The sequence below is a fragment of the Streptomyces sp. NPDC006529 genome, assembly GCF_040611795.1.
Taxonomy (GTDB): Bacteria; Actinomycetota; Actinomycetes; order Streptomycetales; family Streptomycetaceae; genus Streptomyces.
The window spans coordinates 1-16,639 of record NZ_JBEXPB010000048.1 but is presented as its reverse complement, the minus strand read 5'-3'; the positions used below and the strand labels follow the sequence as shown (position 1 = coordinate 16,639).

General features: G+C 72.1%; 17 protein-coding genes. 10 read left to right on the top strand and 7 right to left on the bottom strand.

Annotated elements, in window-relative coordinates:
* Positions 1-277: 277 nt before the first annotated feature.
* A complete protein-coding gene (locus ABZY31_RS26175) occupies positions 278-1,000 on the top strand; it encodes a hypothetical protein (protein WP_356414649.1) in 723 nt (240 codons plus the stop codon).
* Positions 1,001-1,109: 109 nt separating this feature from the next.
* On the opposite strand, the gene ABZY31_RS26170 is transcribed toward ABZY31_RS26175, so the two are convergent.
* Entirely contained in the window at positions 1,110-1,523 is a 414-nt protein-coding gene (locus tag ABZY31_RS26170; RefSeq protein ID WP_356414646.1) for a rodlin, read from the bottom strand.
* A 526-nt stretch (positions 1,524-2,049) separates the two neighbouring features.
* Between ABZY31_RS26170 and ABZY31_RS26165 the strand changes: the two genes are divergently transcribed.
* The 9 genes from ABZY31_RS26165 to ABZY31_RS26125 all read left to right on the top strand — a co-directional run bounded on the left by ABZY31_RS26165 (position 2,050) and on the right by ABZY31_RS26125 (position 9,843).
* Positions 2,050-3,237, top strand: coding sequence for an ATP-binding protein (locus ABZY31_RS26165; RefSeq protein WP_356414643.1), 1,188 nt, complete (start codon positions 2,050-2,052; stop codon positions 3,235-3,237).
* The gene (locus tag ABZY31_RS26160) at positions 3,234-4,076 is read left to right on the top strand and encodes a roadblock/LC7 domain-containing protein (RefSeq protein WP_356414641.1); all 843 of its coding nucleotides are present in this window, start codon (positions 3,234-3,236) and stop codon (positions 4,074-4,076) included. Before ABZY31_RS26165 ends, ABZY31_RS26160 begins: the two co-directional genes overlap by 4 nt.
* A complete protein-coding gene (locus ABZY31_RS26155; protein WP_356414638.1) occupies positions 4,069-4,464 on the top strand; it encodes a DUF742 domain-containing protein in 396 nt (131 codons plus the stop codon). The genes ABZY31_RS26160 and ABZY31_RS26155 overlap by 8 nt, the downstream gene beginning before the upstream one ends.
* A 3-nt stretch (positions 4,465-4,467) precedes the next feature.
* Positions 4,468-5,028, top strand: a complete 561-nt coding sequence (locus ABZY31_RS26150) for an ATP/GTP-binding protein (RefSeq protein ID WP_356414635.1) — start codon at positions 4,468-4,470, stop codon at positions 5,026-5,028.
* A 10-nt stretch (positions 5,029-5,038) separates the two neighbouring features.
* On the top strand, positions 5,039-6,418 hold the full coding sequence (locus ABZY31_RS26145) for a cytochrome P450 (RefSeq protein WP_356414632.1): 1,380 nt from the start codon (positions 5,039-5,041) through the stop codon (positions 6,416-6,418).
* A 103-nt stretch (positions 6,419-6,521) separates the two neighbouring features.
* The gene (locus tag ABZY31_RS26140; RefSeq protein WP_356414629.1) at positions 6,522-7,769 is read left to right on the top strand and encodes a cytochrome P450; all 1,248 of its coding nucleotides are present in this window, start codon (positions 6,522-6,524) and stop codon (positions 7,767-7,769) included.
* Positions 7,766-8,575: an enoyl-CoA hydratase/isomerase family protein gene (locus ABZY31_RS26135; RefSeq protein WP_356414626.1), complete on the top strand. Its 810-nt coding sequence runs from the start codon at positions 7,766-7,768 to the stop codon at positions 8,573-8,575. Before ABZY31_RS26140 ends, ABZY31_RS26135 begins: the two co-directional genes overlap by 4 nt.
* Before the next feature lie 239 nt (positions 8,576-8,814).
* Entirely contained in the window at positions 8,815-9,174 is a 360-nt protein-coding gene (gene queD, locus ABZY31_RS26130; RefSeq protein WP_356414623.1) for a 6-carboxytetrahydropterin synthase QueD, read from the top strand.
* Between the two features lie 12 nt (positions 9,175-9,186).
* Complete coding sequence (locus ABZY31_RS26125; protein ID WP_356414620.1) at positions 9,187-9,843, top strand: MepB family protein; 657 nt, start codon at positions 9,187-9,189, stop codon at positions 9,841-9,843.
* Here the strand turns inward: ABZY31_RS26125 and ABZY31_RS26120 are convergent.
* The 6 genes from ABZY31_RS26120 to ABZY31_RS26095 form a co-directional block, all read right to left on the bottom strand.
* A complete protein-coding gene (locus ABZY31_RS26120; protein ID WP_356414617.1) occupies positions 9,771-10,508 on the bottom strand; it encodes an alpha/beta fold hydrolase in 738 nt (245 codons plus the stop codon). The genes ABZY31_RS26125 and ABZY31_RS26120 overlap by 73 nt on opposite strands.
* Positions 10,509-10,522: 14 nt before the next feature.
* Positions 10,523-11,338 carry a winged helix-turn-helix domain-containing protein gene (locus ABZY31_RS26115; protein ID WP_356414614.1) on the bottom strand — a complete coding sequence of 272 codons (816 nt, stop codon included), beginning with the start codon at positions 11,336-11,338 and terminating at the stop codon, positions 10,523-10,525.
* Positions 11,339-11,405: 67 nt separating this feature from the next.
* On the bottom strand, positions 11,406-12,626 hold the full coding sequence (locus ABZY31_RS26110) for a cytochrome P450 (protein ID WP_356414611.1): 1,221 nt from the start codon (positions 12,624-12,626) through the stop codon (positions 11,406-11,408).
* A 67-nt stretch (positions 12,627-12,693) separates the two neighbouring features.
* Positions 12,694-13,962, bottom strand: coding sequence for an MFS transporter (locus tag ABZY31_RS26105; RefSeq protein ID WP_356414608.1), 1,269 nt, complete (start codon positions 13,960-13,962; stop codon positions 12,694-12,696).
* Positions 13,962-14,942, bottom strand: coding sequence for a TauD/TfdA family dioxygenase (locus tag ABZY31_RS26100; protein WP_356414605.1), 981 nt, complete (start codon positions 14,940-14,942; stop codon positions 13,962-13,964). Before ABZY31_RS26100 ends, ABZY31_RS26105 begins: the two co-directional genes overlap by 1 nt.
* Before the next feature lie 22 nt (positions 14,943-14,964).
* Positions 14,965-16,639 (bottom strand): condensation domain-containing protein (locus tag ABZY31_RS26095; RefSeq protein WP_356414602.1); only part of this gene is annotated, 1,675 nt, incomplete at its 5' end.

The following is a 16,639-nucleotide window of genomic DNA, read 5'->3' as shown; positions in this document are numbered from 1 at the left end:
GGCCGCTCCCAAATGGCCGGTGGCGTGGCCTGTCAGCCGGTCGGCCGACCCCTCCACCATCGGGACGTCCAGTTCGAACGGAGAGGGGACAGCGCACATGAGCCACCACCATCCGGACCGGAACGACGGCGCCGTGGGTCGCTTCGGGCCGCCGCATAGCTTTGGTCCCCCGCAGGGGTTTGGTCCCCCGCAGGGCTTCGGTCCCCCCGCCGGCTTCGGACCCCCCGACGGCTTCGGGCCGCCGGAGCCGGCGCCGAAGAAGCGGAAGAGGACCGGCGTGGTCGTCACGGGCGCGGTCGTCGCCCTCGCGGTGATCGCCGGCGGCGCGTACGTCGCGCTGGGCGGCGACCACGACGGTGACGGCAGCAGCACGGACAACAGCGCGGTGTCCGCCGGGACCCGGGGCTACGTGCTCGTCGCCCCCGATGCGGTCGACGCGTACACGAAGTCGAGGTCGGGCCCTGCGCCCGGCGAGCCGAACGCCCAGCAGAAGAAGGAGGCCGACGCGCTCGGGGTGAAGAACGCCCGCGCCGTGTCGGCCGTGTACAACGCGCCCGGCACGGACCCCGCCGATCCGTCGAAGACCGGTGGCAGGCGGCTCGTCTTCGACGGTCTGTACGGCGAGATCACCGATCCGGCCGCGGCGGTCGACCGTTACCTCGCCGGCGTGGGCGACAAGGGCCCCAAGGGCGACGGGAAGAGACCCGGAATCGAGATGCGGCGCGTCGGGCAGGCGAGGGTCGTCAAGCCCGTGGGCTTCGAGGGCGCGCTGATGAAGTGCCAGGACGTGCAGGTCGTCCACGCCAAGGACGCCGCGGCCTCGAAGAGCGCCGACGCGGACTACCGGATCCCGGTCTGCGCGTGGTCCGACTACTCCACCGTGGGCGGCGCCAACGTCCTCCAACTGGCGCAGGTGAAGACCGGCGGCCCGGGGGCCACGCAGGACGAGGCCGCGGCGCTGACCGCCACGCTCTACCTCGCGGCCCGCCGGAAGGCCTGACGCCGGCCGTGGCCGGCGAGGCGGCGGGCCCCCGGGCGGAAGGCCGGGCCGGGGTGCCGGCGCGCTCGTGCAGGCGTCCGGCACCCCGGCCCCGTCGGGTGGGGCCGGATCAGCTGCCGCTGGACAGGTTGCCGGACAGGACCGGGATGTTGTCCAAGATGTGCGAGAGGGACTCGTCGCCCTTGGCCTGGGTGGAGTTCTCGGTGCACTGCTGGTTCATCGGGTTGGACAGGACGTTGACGTCCTGGACGCCGATGTTGGCGATGATCGCGACCAGCGACTGGGCGTTGACCTTGGCCGGCAGACCGATGCAGGGCTTGTTCAGGGTGCCCTGGACCAGGCTGAGCTGCGGGCTCTTGTCGCCCGTCGTCTTCTGGTTGCCGTAGACCTGGGAGGCACCGTTGCCGTTGACGGTGTTGATCCCGTTGTCGTTGCCGATGGCCATGGCCGGCGCGGCCACCGCGGCACCCGCTCCGAGGATGGACGCGGTCGCGGCGGCGGTGGCCAGAATCTTGTTGATCATCACAGGTCTCTCTAGTCGCACGAATGCAGGGTAAGGAACGCCCGGCTCAACGACCGGCCCGCGCCGGGGTATCGCTGGTCCACCTGAACAGCCGCAGGAAACGGCCCCGGGGGCGCCGCCTCGTCGGATCCGCGGCGCGGGCGGCCGAACAGCTGCGCTCCCCTTCCGGTTGACGGGAGATCAGGTGATGTGAGGGATTGCCGCCGCTCTCGTGAAGAACTGCTTAACGGTTCGGTGCCGGGTGGGGTGGGGGGTGGCTGGTGGGGGGCTGAATGGGCATGTCAACCCGCCTCCGGGGTACGTGGGTTGGGCGTGGGTGCGGGGTCGGCGGGGGTCCGGGGGAATGAAGATCCGGTGATAGCATCCCGACATCTGTGATCTTGATCCATTTTGACGCAGATGCCGATGTGTGACCGGCGGCGCGTTTCCCGCTCGACGGCGGGCGAACCTGCCGGTCAGCTGTGTTGCGGGGCCTCGCGAGGTGTATCTGCAGCCGTCCGCATGCCATGCGCCGGGAAAGGTTTCCATGAATCGAGACGCACTTGTGTGGTGCTTGGTTGCGGTGGCGGCGATAGCCGTTGTCGCGGTCGGGGCACTCGTCGCCCGCAACAGAGCGCTGGGGGCGAAGAAGGAGCACACCGAGGCCGATCTGCGCCGCCAGTTGCTCGCGGCGGACGCCCATCTGCACGCCACGCACGCCGAGCTCCAGAGGTTCCGCGGCGAGCAGGACGCCACGCTCCGCGAGGCGAAGGAAGCGGCGGAGGAGAACACCAAAGCGGTCCTCAAGGGCGCCGCCAGCCTGCTGCAGAGCCTCGCCGCCGAGCAGACGACGCTTCTGGACGGGATCCAGCGCAAGTACGGGGGCCACGGCGTCCTCGGCGATCTGCTGGACGTCAACCACGCCAACGCCCAGATGGCGCGCAAGGCGCAGGGCATCGCCGTCATGTGCGGTGCGCCGCTCGGCCGCCGCAACAGGCCCGCCAGCGTCTACGACGTGGTGCGCAGCGCCCAGGGGCAGATCCGCAACTTCCACCGGGTCGCCATCATGCAGCAGACCAGTCTCGCCCTGAAGGCGTCGGCGGTCGCGCCCGTCGCCCTCGCCGTGGCGGAGCTGCTGGACAACGCCGCCAGCTTCTCGCAGCACGACGCGCCCATCGAAGTAACGTTTCAGCGGGTGCAGAACAACCTGTGCATCGTCATCGACGACGCCGGTGTCAGCATGAACGACGAGGAGCGCCAGCGGGCGACCGCGCTGCTCTCCGGTGACGTCGCCCCCCGGTTGTCGCAGCTCGGGACGCAGCCGAAGTTCGGCTTCCCGGTCATCGGCCTCATCGCGCGTCAGCACGGCTTCCGGGTCGACGTGACCGGGGTCTCCCGGTACGGCGGCGTCCGGGCCGTCGTGCTCTTGCCCGAGGAGCTGTGGACCATGGAGGAGATCGCGCCCGCCCAGGAGGCCCCCGTCAGCGAGATCCGGCGCGCCCCCGAGAGCCGGCCCCCGAGCGCGACGTCGCGCACGATGCACGGGCTGCCCAAGCGCGGCGCGCGCCAGGCCCCCATCGCGAGCGTGCCCGATCCCGACGCCGCGCCGCCGGCCCCCCGGGCCGCCGGGGAGACGGGGCGCGCTTCCGGGCGCAGCCTGGGGGCGTTCCAGCGCGGCACGCTCTCCGGCCGCAACCTTGACGCCACCTCGTTCGAAGGGCCCGAAGAGGCATGAGCGCAGACCTGTCGTGGATGCTCGAGGACATCGTGCACAACGTGCCCCGCGCACGGCACGCCGTCCTGCTGTCCGCGGACGGCCTCCCGCGCGGTGCCACGGAGGGCCTGGCCGAGAAGGACGTGCGCACCATCTCCGCGGCCATGGCCGGGATGCAGTCCCTCAGCCGGGCGACGGCCCACTTCGCCGGACCGGAGGAGGAGCGGCAGTGGAACCAGACCATCATCGAGTTCTCCCACGGCTGGAGCTTCCTGATCGGGGCGGGGCAGGGCTCCTACCTCGCCGCCGCGGCCGCGCCCGACGTGGACATGCAGCAGATCTCCTTCCGCATGCACCGGCTGGTCGCCCGGCTCGGCAACAACCTGACCTCGCCGCCGCGGGTGCGCGCGGAGGAAGCCGGGGGTCCGCGGGGGCACGCCCCGCGGCAGCAGGGCTCCGGTGACCCCGGGTTCGCCCTCGGCGCGCTCGACCGGGTGATGTCCGAGGTCCAGGGTGCCCGCCACGCCGTGCTGCTGGGATCGGACGGTCTTCCGCGCGGGGCGACCAGCGGCATGAGCCGCGACCTCGCGGACACGATCTCCGCGGCCATGACGGGCATCCACGCCTACAGCCGGGTCACCTCCCAGTTCGCCGGCGTGGAGGAGGACGCGCAGTGGCGCCAGACGGTCATCGAGTTCCAGCACGGCTGGATCTTCCTGATGGCCGCCGGTCCCGACGCGCTGCTGGCGGCCGCCGCCGAGCACGACTGCGACATCGAACAGTTCACCACGCGCCTGCACGAGGTGGTTCCCGGACTGACCGCGGCGGCCGCACCGGGGAAGGGGCCGGGTCATGCCTGAGGGGTTCGAGCAGGACGAAGAGCTGGAGCTGACGTCGCCGTTAGTCCCCCTCTTCGTGATCACGAACGGACGGGCGCTGCCCCCGGACCACGAGTACGAGCACACGACGCTGGTCACGGCGGTGCCGGAGAGCGATCAGGCCGCGGCGGCGCGCACGCTCTCACCGGAGGCCGGGCAGGTCCTGGACCTGGTCGCCGACGGCTTCCTGTCCGTGGCCGAGGTGGCGGGGCACACGCACCTGCCCCTGGGCGTCGTCCGCATCCTGCTGGCGCAGCTGGAGGCGGACCGCCTCATCCTCGCGAGGTCGCCGATACCGCGTGCCGAACGGGTCGACAGAGAACTGGTCAGCGCCGTGCTCGAGGGCCTGAAGAATCGATTCGGAGCGTAACGCGTGTACCTGGATCCAGATGTCTCCCATGCGGTGAAGATCCTCATAGTGGGACACTTCGGGGTCGGCAAGACCACCTGCATCGGCAGTCTGTCCGAGATCGAGCCCCTGCGGACCGAGGAAGAGATCACCGAGGCCAGCGTGGGCTTCGACGACCTGTCGGGCACGCCCGACAAGAAGACGACCACGGTCGCCATGGACTTCGGCCGGCTCACGCTCAGCGACACCCTGGTGCTCTACCTCTTCGGCACGCCCGGCCAGGAGCGCTTCAAGGAGATGTGGGAGGAGCTCTCCCGCGGCGCACTGGGGGCGCTCGTCCTCGTCGACCCCGAGCGGCTGCACGAGTCCTTCCCCGTGCTGGACCTCGTCGAACGCTTCGGGCTGACGTACGCCATCGCCGTGAACCACTTCGAGGGCACCACGCACTACCCGCTCGACGAGGTGCACGAGGCCCTGAACCTCACCGCCGACACACCGGTCGTGGAGTGCGACGTACGGGACGAGAACTCCTCGGCGCAGGCCCTCATCACCCTCGTGAAACACCTCATGTCCCAACTCGGCTAGGAGCGCAGGAATGCAACAGCCCCTCGACCCGCAGGAGATACCTCCCGGCTGCCCCGCGCACGGGAACGTCCAGATGTACGGGCCCCCGTTCGGAGCCGACCCCGACGGCCACTACGCGCAGCTGCGCGCGTTCGGCCTCAGCGCGCCGGTGGACATCGCTCCCGACGTCCAGGTGGAACTCGTCACGAGCTACGACGCCGCCCTGTTCGTCCTGCAGAACCCAGGCTCCTTCGTGCGCGACTCCCGGCGCTGGAACGCGCTGAACGAAGGGCGCGTCCCCGCCGACAGCCCGGCCCTGCCGATGATGGGCTACCGGCCCAACGCGCTCTTCAGCGACGGCGCGGCGCACGCCCGCCTGCGCCGGGCCGTCACCGACAGTCTCGCCACGGTCAACGAGCACCAGCTCATCCGCCAGACGCAGCAGTCGGCCCAGTACCTGATCAGCCAGTTCAGCACCGACATCCGCGGCCAGGCGGAGCTCATGGCGGAGTACGCGCAGCCGTTGCCGTTGCTGGTGTTCAGCAACCTGTTCGGCTGCCCGCCCGAGATCGGCGACCGCGTGATCGCCGGGATCAGCGGCATCTTCGAGGGGACGCCCGGGGCCGACGAGGTGCTCGGCGGGGCGCTCACCGAGCTGATCGCGCTCAAGCGCAGGCGGCCCACGGACGACCTCACGACGCGCCTGATGGAGCACCCGGCCCAGCTGACCGACGAGGAGGTGCTGCACCAGCTGGTCACCCTGCTCTCCGGCGGCACCGCGCCGCTGACCGCGGCCATCGGGACCAGCAGCGCCCTCTACCTCGGCGAGGACTGGCAGGTGGGCCTGCCGGTCGAGGACGCGGTGTCCCAGACGCTCTGGAACTACGCGCCCATCGCCAACTACGCGGCCCACTACCCGACGCACGACGTGGAGCTCGGCGGCCGGGTACTGCGGACCAACGACCCGGTCCTCATCTCCTTCGCCGCGGCGAACACCGACCCGAAGCTGACCGAGCACCGCGAACAGCTCAGCGCCAAGGCGCACTTGGCGTTCGGCGCGGGCCCGCACGCCTGCCCGGCCAAGGACCCGGCCTTCATGATCGCCGTGACGGCCGTCGAGGCGCTGCTCAACCAGCTGCTCGACGTCGAGCTGCGCGTCCCGTTCAAGGCGCTCACCTGGGCGCCGAGCCCGTGGAGCCGCTCGCTGGTCACCCTCCCGATCCGCTTCACCCCGCGGGCCGTGTCCCCGGCGGCCGGGCCGGGCGGCTCGAACGCGGGCCAGGCGCTCCCGCAGCAGAAGACCGCCTCCGCGGCCCCCGGCGCCGGGCCCTCCCGTACGGGCGGCAGCGCCGCTCCGCAGCCCAAGGGCGGCCTGTTCAGCCGCTTCCTGGCCTGGACCAGGGGCGAGTGAGGCAGATGTGATGCTGGTAACCCCTTGAGTACTCAGTGGTAGTGGATGCTTTAACGATCATGTGGGTATGCATGGCGGCTGGTCCTCAGAAAGGAGCCGCCATATGGGGGTTGCCACAACTCCGTCGCACGACCGCCGGGCGTCCGCCTCACTCTTCTCCCGCCTGCGGACAGCCAGGGGGCAGGCCGACCCCTTTCCGGTCTACGCCGAGCTGCTCGCGCGCGGCGAGGTGGTGCCGGCCCCCTGGGGCGGCTTCGCCGTACCGGGCTTCGCCGCGTGCGACCAGGTGCTGCGCAGTCGGCAGTGGCTGGAGCCCGACCGGGACTGGCGGGAACGGCAAGGGGCAGGGACGCGCTGGAACGCGCCGTCCTCGCGGGAGATGAGCCACACGCTCGCGGCGCTCAACACCCCGGACCACACCCGGGTGAGACGCGCGGCGGGCACCTTCGACCGGGGCACGGTGGAGCGGATCGGCCGCTCGGTGCACCGGACCACGGATCAACTGCTCGACACCCTCACGGAGCGAATACGCACCGGCGAGGCGGACTTCTCGGAGCTCGTCTGCGAGGAGCTGCCGGTGGCCACGATCGGGGAGTGGCTCGGGCTGCCGCGGGCCGACTGGCCGCGGCTGCGGCAGTTGACCCACGACCAGGTGTTCACGCAGGAGTTGCTGCCGTCCGCCAGTCAACTGGCGCTGTCCGACGCGGCGACGGCCGAACTGCGCACGTACTTCATGGAGCTGGTGCGGGAGCGGCGCTCCCACCCCGGTGAAGACCCCGTCACCCGGTGGATCCAGGCGTGGGACGCGATCGAGCCGGACCGGGACCGGGCCGACGAGGCGGTGTACTTCCTCGTGCTGTTCGTCGTCCTGGCCGCCCTGGAGACCACCGCGACCCTGCTGTCTGCGATGATCCTGCGGCTCGTAGAGAGCCCGGAACGCTGGAACCTGGTCGCCGACAACCCGGACCTGGTCACCGGCTTCGTGGAGGAGACCCTCCGCTACGACCCGCCCACCCACGTGATCAGCCGGGTCGCCTCGCAGGACTGCGTGCTGGGGGGCATCGAGATCCGCCGCGACGAGATGGTCCACCTCATGGTCGGAGCGGCCCACCGGGACCCCGCCCGGCACCGCGACCCCGACCGGTTCGACCCCGCTCGCACCCCTGACCACCTCGCCTTCAGCGGGGGCGTCCACTACTGCCTCGGCGCGCCGCTGGCCCGCCTCGAAGCGCAGACGCTGCTGCGCCAGGTGCTCCGGCGCCTGCCGCGGCTCACCCTCGTACGCCCCCCGTCGATGGCGCCCCGCGTGGCCTTCCGGCGCCTGCTGAACCTGGACGTGGCCCTCGCATGACCGCACCGACCCCCGGCCCGGCGCACGCTCCCGGATACGCCCCCGCGCACGCCCTCCCCTCCCCCAAGGCGATCCGCACCGAACAGGACGGTCCCGTCCTGCACGTCCTACTCAACCCCTGGGGGCAGGACGACACGCTGGACGTCGCGGTCCTCGACGACCTCACCGCCCTGCTCGACGGTCTCCACGAGCGGCCCGACGTCCGGGTCCTGACGCTGTCGTCGCTCGGCACGGACTTCTGCCTGGGTGCCGACCGGGGCGAGTACGAGCAGGCGCTGGCCGCCGATCCGTCCGGCGCGGGGCTGCGGCGCATCGCGGACAAGGCCCACCGGCTCTGCCAGGCGCTGGAGAGCACCCATGCGGTCACCATCGCCCGGCTGCACGGGCGGGTCGTCGGCGCCGGTCTCGCCCTCGCCTCCTTCTGCGATCTGCGCGCCGGCGCCGACACCAGCCGCTTCCGCATGCCGGAGGTCGGCATCGGCCTGCCCCCGGCATGGGGCGGGGCCATGGGACGCCTGGTCTCCGAGGCCGGGGCCTCCCGGATCCGCGAGCTCATGCTCACCTGCGACGTCTTCGACGCCGACACGGCCCACCGCATCGGCCTGCTCCACCGCTCGGCCCCGCTGGACCAGCTGGACCGGGTGGTCGACGCCTGGATCAGGCCCCTCGTCCGGCGCGCGCCCGAGGCGCTCGTCCTGACCAAGCGGATGCTGTCCGGTTACGCGCGGGCGGACCGGACGGCGGACGTCTCCCTGCTGGATTCCCACCTCCTGGCGGCCACCCTCTCCCAGCACGCGAGGGGCTGACCCGCCGGGCACGGGCGGCCAGTGCGCGGGGTGGGCGTCACCGCGGTGACGGCCACCCCGCCCTTTCGCATGCGCTCCCCACATGCCCACTGTGGTGCGCTATTTCGCCTTACGACCCGCCATTAGCGGATCGTTAGGGGCCCGTTAGGCGCACGGCACACGCTGGTGGGGCAGGGGCGAGGGCGCCGGAAGGCGCCCTCGGCACGCGTCTTCGCCACGAGCAGCTGGGGATCCGACAGATGGAAATGGTCCGCGAGTTCACCTTCGAGGCGGCGCACCGGCTCCCTCTGGTGGCCGAGGACCACACGTGCGCCCGGCTGCACGGGCATTCGTACCGCGTGGACGTCACGGTCAGCGGCGAGGTGCCCGGTGAGCGCGGCTGGGTGGGGGACTTCGGCGAGATCGAGGCGGCGTTGCAGCCGCTGCGCGAGGAGCTGGACCACCGCTACCTCAACGAGGTGCCCGGCCTGGAGAACCCCACCAGCGAGGTGCTCGCGCGGTGGATCTGGGACCGGCTGAGCGCAGCGCTGCCGCTGTCCTCGGTGACGGTCCGCGAGACCGCTGCCTCCGGGTACGTCTACCGGGGGGCACGTCCGTGACAGGGTGGGCGGATGACTGCACACCGCACGGACCGCGCCGCTGACCCGGCCCCCTGGCCCCTGACCGGCGCCGACGCGCCGCACGAGGAGCTGCTGGCGGCCAAGGAGCTGGTCTACGACCCCTGCGGGTTCCGCTGCTCGCGGCCGGTGGCCGAGGCCGAGAGCGCCGCCTACGCCGCGCACGCGTTCACGCTCGACGGGCTGTCCGTGCGGTTCCGGGCGGCCAGGGTGACGCCGACCAAGGCGGGCCAGTTCGTCACCGTGTGGAAGCGGTCCGCCCCGGGTGGCCCCATCCAGCCGTTCGACGCGGCGGACGGCATCGACCTCTTCGTGGTCAGCACCCGCGACGGGCGGCACTTCGGGCAGTTCGTCTTCCCCCTGGACGCGCTCCGGCGCCACGGCGTCCTCGCGGTGGACGGGGTCGGCGGCAAACGGGCCTTCCGGGTCTACCCGCCGTGGGTGAGCGCCGCCAACCGGCAGGCCGACCGGGCGCAGGAGTGGCAGCTGGGCCATTTCCTGCGCCTGGAGGAGGGCCGGCCCGTCGACCTCGGCCGCGCCCGCGCGCTGTACGGGGCCTGCCCCCGCCACAGCGCGGCCTACCCGTGCAAGGCGCCCGGGAGGCCGGCCACCGCGAGCCGGGCCACGTCGGCGGCGTGCTCCGTCAGGTAGAAGTGGCCGCCCTCGAAGACCCGGGCGGAGAAGGGGCCGGTGGTGGCCGTCGCCCAGAGGGCGGCCTGCTCCGGGGTGATCCGGGGGTCCGCGTCGCCCGAGAGGGCGAGGACCTCCGCGCGCAGGGGCGGAGTGCCGGGGGCGCGGCGGTAGGTGTCGATGAGGCGGTAGTCGTTGCGGATGATCGGGAGCAGCAGCCCGCTCAGCTCCGGGTCGTCCCAGACCTGCGCGTTGGTCCCGCCGAGGGCCTTGACCGAGGCGATCAGTTCGGCGTCCGTGGTCTCGGCCGCGCCGACCGGGGGCGCGTCCAGGGCGCGGCCCGAGGCGCAGAGCCGGGTGACGTGCGCGGCGCCGGACGCCTCCAGGAGCAGGAGGGTCTCGTAGGCCACCATCGCTCCCATGCTGTGGCCGAACAGCACGGTGGGGAGCGGCGGTTCGGCCAGCAGCTCGCGGTGGGCGCCCGCCGCGAGCGGGGCCAGCTCCCCGACCAGCGGTTCCGTGAAGCGGCTCTCCCGGCCCGGGTACTGGACCGCCAGCAGCTCGACGGACGGGGCCAGGTGCCGGGACCAGCCGCGGAAGTAGCTCGCGCCGCCGCCCGCGTGCGGGAAGCACACCAGGCGCACCGTGGGGGCGGCCGGTGCGGTGTGGCGGACCAGGTAGGGCATGGGGGCTCGATTCGTCAGCCGAGGATGGCCTCACCCAGGGGGGTGAGGGTGTGGACGGAGCAGTTCTGTCTGCGTTCGGTGGTCACGAAACCGGCCCGGCGCAGGACGGTGATGTGCTTGCTGGCCGAGGGGCTGGAGATCTGGAGCCGGTCCGCTATCTCCCCGGTGGAACGGGCCTTCTGCAGGGTGGCCAGCACGTCGGCCCGGGTGCGGCCGAGCAGGTCGCGCAGGGCTGATTCGCCTTCCTGGCCCTGCCACATGGCCGTGGCCGACTCCGGGTCCGGCGTGATGTTGTAGACGAGGATGGGCAGGCCCTGCCAGCCCATGTGGGCGTCGATGAGGAAGGGCTGCGGCGCGAAGAGCGAGGGCACGATGGTCATTCCGCGCCCCGCGAGGTCGGCCGTGCGGGGCGCCTGGGAGTTGGCGACGCGCAGCACCGGCGACGTCCAACGGATCGCGTGGTGAAGGCTGTTGAGCACGTGCTCCATCCCGCCGGCCAGCATGGCCCGCCCGCACGCGTCCCGTTCCGCCTTCAGGGCGCGCGATATGCGGTCCCAGAAGGGTTCCACGGCGGTGGCGTGGAACAGGTCCCCCTCCCGCGGCACCGGTGACGTCAGGGTTTCCAGCAGCGAAAGCGGCGGTTCCAGCGCCGAATGCACGGTGGACGTGCGGCGCATCCGGTGCCGGGTGGTCCGGCGCCATTCGGCTAATCCGTCGCGCTGCTGCTCGGCCAGCCGGCTCCAGGCGAAATGCGTCTCGAATGCGACGCCGAGCGTACTGACGACATGAATACGGGCCAAATCCTCGACATTGAGGCGCAGTTCCAGCAAAGCGACGCTCCCCCAGAAAGGTCCTCTTGATCATAAACAGCCGGGAACGGCCCGCGCCACTCCGGGGTCAGCGCCAGTCCACCGACACGGGCAGGCCGCTGTAGCCCTGCACCAGGTTCGACCGCATCCAGCGCGCCTCGCCGCGCAGCCGCACGCCCCGCGCCTCGGTGGCCAGTTGGCGCAGCAGTTCCTTCAGCTCGACCCGGGCCAGGGCCGCGCCCAGGCAGTGGTGCGGACCCGTGCCGAAGCCCAGATGACGGTTGGGGGAACGGTCCGGCAGGAAGGTGTGCGGGTCCGGGAAGAGCCGCTCGTCGCGGTTGGCCGCGGACAGCCAGGCCACCACGGGCTGGCCCCGCCGGACCGCGCGGCCGCCGATCTCGCAGTCCTCCGTGGCCACCCGCAGGACGTGCGCGGCCGGGGAGGTCCAGCGGACCAGCTCTTCCACGGCCCGGTCGGTCTGCCCGGGATCGGCGTGCAGGGCGTCCAGGGTGCCGGGGAACCGCTCGGCGACGTGGAAGGCGCCGGTGATCGAGTGCCGGGTCGTCTCGTTGCCGCCGATCAGGACGTTGTCGCAGTTGATCAGGACGTCCTCGGTGCTCAGCCGGCCGTCCGCCAGGAGCGCGCTCACGAGGTCGTTCCCGGGCTCCTTCCGGCGCCGTTCGATGAGCTCGTGGAAGTAGAAGAGGATCTCCGTGTGCGCCTCGGCCGGGGTCATCTTGTCGAAGGAACTGTCTTCCCCGCCGAAGGCGTGATGTGTCAACTCGATGAGCTGCTCGCGCTCCGCGACGGGTACGCCGATGACCTCGCACACGATCGCGGCGGGCAGCCGGGGCCCCACTTCCAGGGCGATATCGGTGATGTCCTCGGCCTTCAGGCGCTCGATGATCTCCGTGACTTCACGGCGCAGCACCGATTCGAGTTCGGGGGCCCGCAACCGGGAAAGGAAAGGGCCGATCAGCCGCTTGAGGAGCGAATGCCAGCTGCCTTCGCTGACGACGAGCATCCGGCCGCCGGAGTTGTCGGAATGCTCCGCGTCGAAGCCGATCATCATGCCGTGTTCGGAGGTGAAGGGCGCCTTCGGGGAAAGCACGGCGGAGACGTCCTTGTGCGAGAAGACGGACCAGAATCCGCTCGGGGAAATGCCCGGTTCGCTCCAGACCACGGCATCGGTGGCGACGTACTCGCGCCACATCGCGAAGCGGTCTTCACTCGTGTAGAGGTCCGGGTCCGCCAGGTCGAGGGCGGGGCGGGAGGGGGTGGAGGGACTGGAGAGGGGGGTGGTGGTCATGGTGGGGTGTCCGTGCCCGTCTTTCGTCAGGAGGAGGGTGGAGGCGGGGATCGTCGGGCGGGGGCCCTTACGCGGGGCCCCTGCGCATCGCCGGGCTCAGTACGGCCGACAGGGCGATCGCGGCCATCGCGGCGGCGCACGCCAGCAGTCCCGCGGACCGGCCCGCGACGTCGAGGAGCACGCCGCCGCCGAGCGGGGCGATCGCACCCCCCGCGCCGCTGCAGATCCCCGCGACGCTGATGGCGCGCCCGCGGTGGCTGTCGGGGGTGAGCATCAGCAGGTACGTCTGGAAGCACGCGCTGGCCGTGGGCGCGGCGAACGCGATCGCGCCCAGCAGGATCCCGGGCGTGTAGCCGCCGGGGAGCACCGCGATGGCGACGGTGAGCGACGCGAACAGCCACAGCACCAGGTGGATGGGCCGGGGGCCGGTCAACATCCGCATGAGCAGGGGCGCCGCGAGCGCGCCCAGCAGGCCGCCGACGCCGAGCAGGCCCGCCATGAGGCCGATGAGCCCGGCGTTCATGCCGCTGCTCTGCGCGGAGGCGATGACGATGAAGTAGATGGCGCCGAAGAAGAGGTTCGTCGCCGTGGCGTAGCAGAGCGCGAGCCGCAGGAACGGGTGGCGGGCGATCCAGCGGATCCCTTCCAGCAGGTCCCGCCGGCCGCCGGGGGCCGGGCCGGAGCCGGCCGTGTCCGCTTCCCCGGCGGCTCCGGGCGGCCCGGCCGCCGTCGCGGCCGGTCGACTCGGCATGAACAGCAGCAGGACCAGCCCGGCCAGGTGCGCGGCGCAGCCCGCCACGAAGGGGAAGGCGTTCTTCAGGGCCAGCAGGAAGCCGCCCGCGGAGGTGCCGGCGAGCTGGCCCGCGTACGTCCGCGCCGAGTTCATGGCGACCGCTTGCGAGAGCTTCGCCGCAGGCACCAGGCTCGGGATCATCGCCTCGCCCGCGGCCGTCATCATGGCCGTCGCCGCGCCGTTGACCAGCGCGAGCGCCACGAGCGCGAGCAGGGAGGCCTGCCCCGCCCAGAGCAGGAGGGCGAGGGTGGCGAAGACGGCGACCAGCGCGGCCTCGCACCAGAGCATCACCGCCCGCCGGTCGTACCGGTCGGCGACGGCCCCGGCGGGCAGCCCCGCCAGGAGCATGGCCGCCGCGTCGACGAAGCCGATGATCCCCGCCTGGGAGGGCGAGCCGGTGAGCGCGAGGACGAGCAGCGGCAGCACGATGAGGGAGGTGCTGTACGCGAACTCGCTGAACGCCTGGCTGATCCACAGGAGGGTGAACCCGCGGCCGCCGCCGCGCCCCTCGACCGTGACCGGCGGCTCCTGTACCACCGCCATCAGGCGAGCAGCCGCGAGCGCGACTTGGTGTGGACGTAGGTACGGCGCAGGTCGCGCACCATGCTCGTGCGCTTGAGCCACCGGTCCGTGCCGTCGTAGCGCGGGGTGAAGGTGTCCCGGCCGTGGATGACGCGGTAGTTGTCGATGAACGCGGCCTCGCCCGGGCTGAGCACGACCCGCTCGGCGGCGGCGGCCAGCTGCTCGGCGGCCTCCTTCATGGCGCGCTCGGCCTCCACGTCACCCGCCAGCGGGCTGGTGAAGTCGGCGTCGATCCGCAGGTACGGCGAGTCCTGCGGACCGAAGAGCACCGACGCCACCTCGTGCGGCCGCTCCTCCAGTGCGGACGGGTGCTCCGCGCTGTGGTGGGGAACGACCTCGTGCGAGTCGTCCGGGAAGAACCGGAACCGGTCCTGGTGCAGCACCTCGCGCAGCGGCTCCGCGATCTCCACCGCGTCGACCGCGGCGACGGTCGTGCCCACGCCGTCGGGGTTGCGCAGGCACATCAGGGCGACGTAGTCGCCGCGGCAGGTGTGGAAGACGTCCTCGGTGTGCAGGGTCAGCTGCTGCTCGCTGCTGGCGCTGGTCAGTGAGGCCTCCTGCCCCTTGGAGGGGCAGACGTCGTGGACGAGGCGCCCGTTCTGCTGGCTGGTCCAGGCGAACGGGTCACCGAGCACCGAGGCGATGAGGAGCAGGACCAGCTCCTCGCGGATCGCGGCGCCCTCCTTCTCGGCGATCTGCCAACTCGGGGGCGTCGGAACGAGGTTCTCGTCGACGGGGAGGTTGGCCACCGCGATCACCGCTTCCTCGGCGGCTCGGGCGGAGACGAGGAACTGCCGGACGCCGACGGGGAGCCGCTCGGCCTCGACGCGTATCGCGTCCGCGTACTCCATCGGCTCCCACACGGGGTGCGCGGCGAGGAACGCGTCGGCGAGGGACGCCACGCCCTTCTTCTCTTCGTCACTCAGCACATAACGGGCCATGACAATGTCCTTCCGGGAGTGGTCAGTTACCGGCGATCGCGGCGATCTGCCGCAGAGCGGTGCGGTACGCGTCCGCGAGGGCGCGGACGGTGTCGGGAGTGTGGACGGCGGGGCAGTGCATCCAGTCGACGCGCAGTTCCCCGTCGCTGACGGCGGCCACGATGTCGATGAGGTGCGGGCGCGGCTGCCCGGGTGCCTGGTCGGCGCCGAGGCCCTCGAACCGGTCCCGGATCAGGCCGGTCCCGCCCGCGCCCCCGTCCCACTGACCGAGGTAGTTGAAGCTGATCCGCGGGTGCGGGGTACCGGCGAGGGCGGTGTGCGCCGCGCTGCCGGGAGCCGACAGGTAGCGCAGGGCGCCGTAGCCGATACCGCGGCCGGGGATCTTGCGCAGGTTCTTGCGGACCGCCTTGAGGGCGGGGCCCCAGTCGCCCGCGGGGACGTCGAGGGTGACGGGGTAGATGCTGGTGAACCAGCCGACCGTGCGGGAGAGGTCGATGTCCTCGAAGAGTTCCTCGCGGCCGTGGCCTTCGAGGGCGATGGTGACCGGGTCGCCCGCCCAGTCGCCCAGGACCCGGCCGAGCGCCGTCAGCAGGACGTCGTTGATCCGGGTGCGGAACGCCGCGGGGGCCCTGTGCAGCAGCGCCTCGGTCTCGGCGCGGCTGAAGCGCACGCTCTCCACCGCCAGGTCGCCGTGGACGGCGGTGCGCGGGTCGTGTCCGGCGACGGGCCGGGCCGCCTTGCGCCAGTACGCCGTCTCGTGGTCGAAGCCGCCGTCGCGGACGTGGTCGGCGAGGCGCCGGGCCCACTGCTGGTAGCTGCTGGACTTGGCGCCCAGGTCGACGGGCGTACGGCCCGCCGCGAGCTGCTCGTACGCCGTGGCGAGGTCCTCCAGGACGACCCGCCAGGACACCCCGTCCATCACCAGGTGGTGCACGGCCAGGAACAGCCGGGGGGCGCGGCCCCGGGGCAGGCGCAGGAACACGCCCTTCACCAGGGCTCCGGAGGTCGGGTCGACGGCGCGCTGGGCCTGCGACGCCGCCTGGTGGAGGGACTCGTCGAGGTCGGCTCCCGGCGCGACGTCCTGTACGGCGAGCGCCCCGGGTACGGCCTCCCCGTACTGCTGGGTCCAGCCGCCCGCCCCGTCCGGCGTGAAGCGCAGGCGGAGCGCGTCGTGGTGGGCCACGACCGCATCCAGCGCCGACGCCAGCAGGACCGGGTCGGTCTCGGGCGCAAGGCCCACGTGCACGGACATCGTGTACCGCTTCGGGTCAACCGTGTGCTCGTCGAAGAACCACCGCTGTACGGGGGTGAGTTCGACGGCGCCCGCCACCTCGGCGGGCTCGTCCGGCCGGTGCTGGAGCCGGTCGGCGGCGGGGGCGGTCCGCTCGACCACGGCGGCCAGCTCGGCCACCGTCTGGTGGACGAAGAGCAGCTTCGAGGTCAGCCGGAGCCCGGCCCGGCGAGCCCGGGAGATCAGCTGGATGGAGAGGATCGAGTCCCCGCCGAGGTCGAAGAAGTTGTCGTGTATGCCGACCTTGTCGACTCCGAGCACCTCGGACCATATGGCCGCCAGCGTGTCCTCGATGTCGTCGCGGGGGGCGATGTACTGCGTGCCGAGCTGCTCGGCCTGGACCTCGGGCGCGGGCAGCGCCCGCCGGTTCACCTTCCCGCTCGGGGTGAGCGGGAGCCGGTCCAGC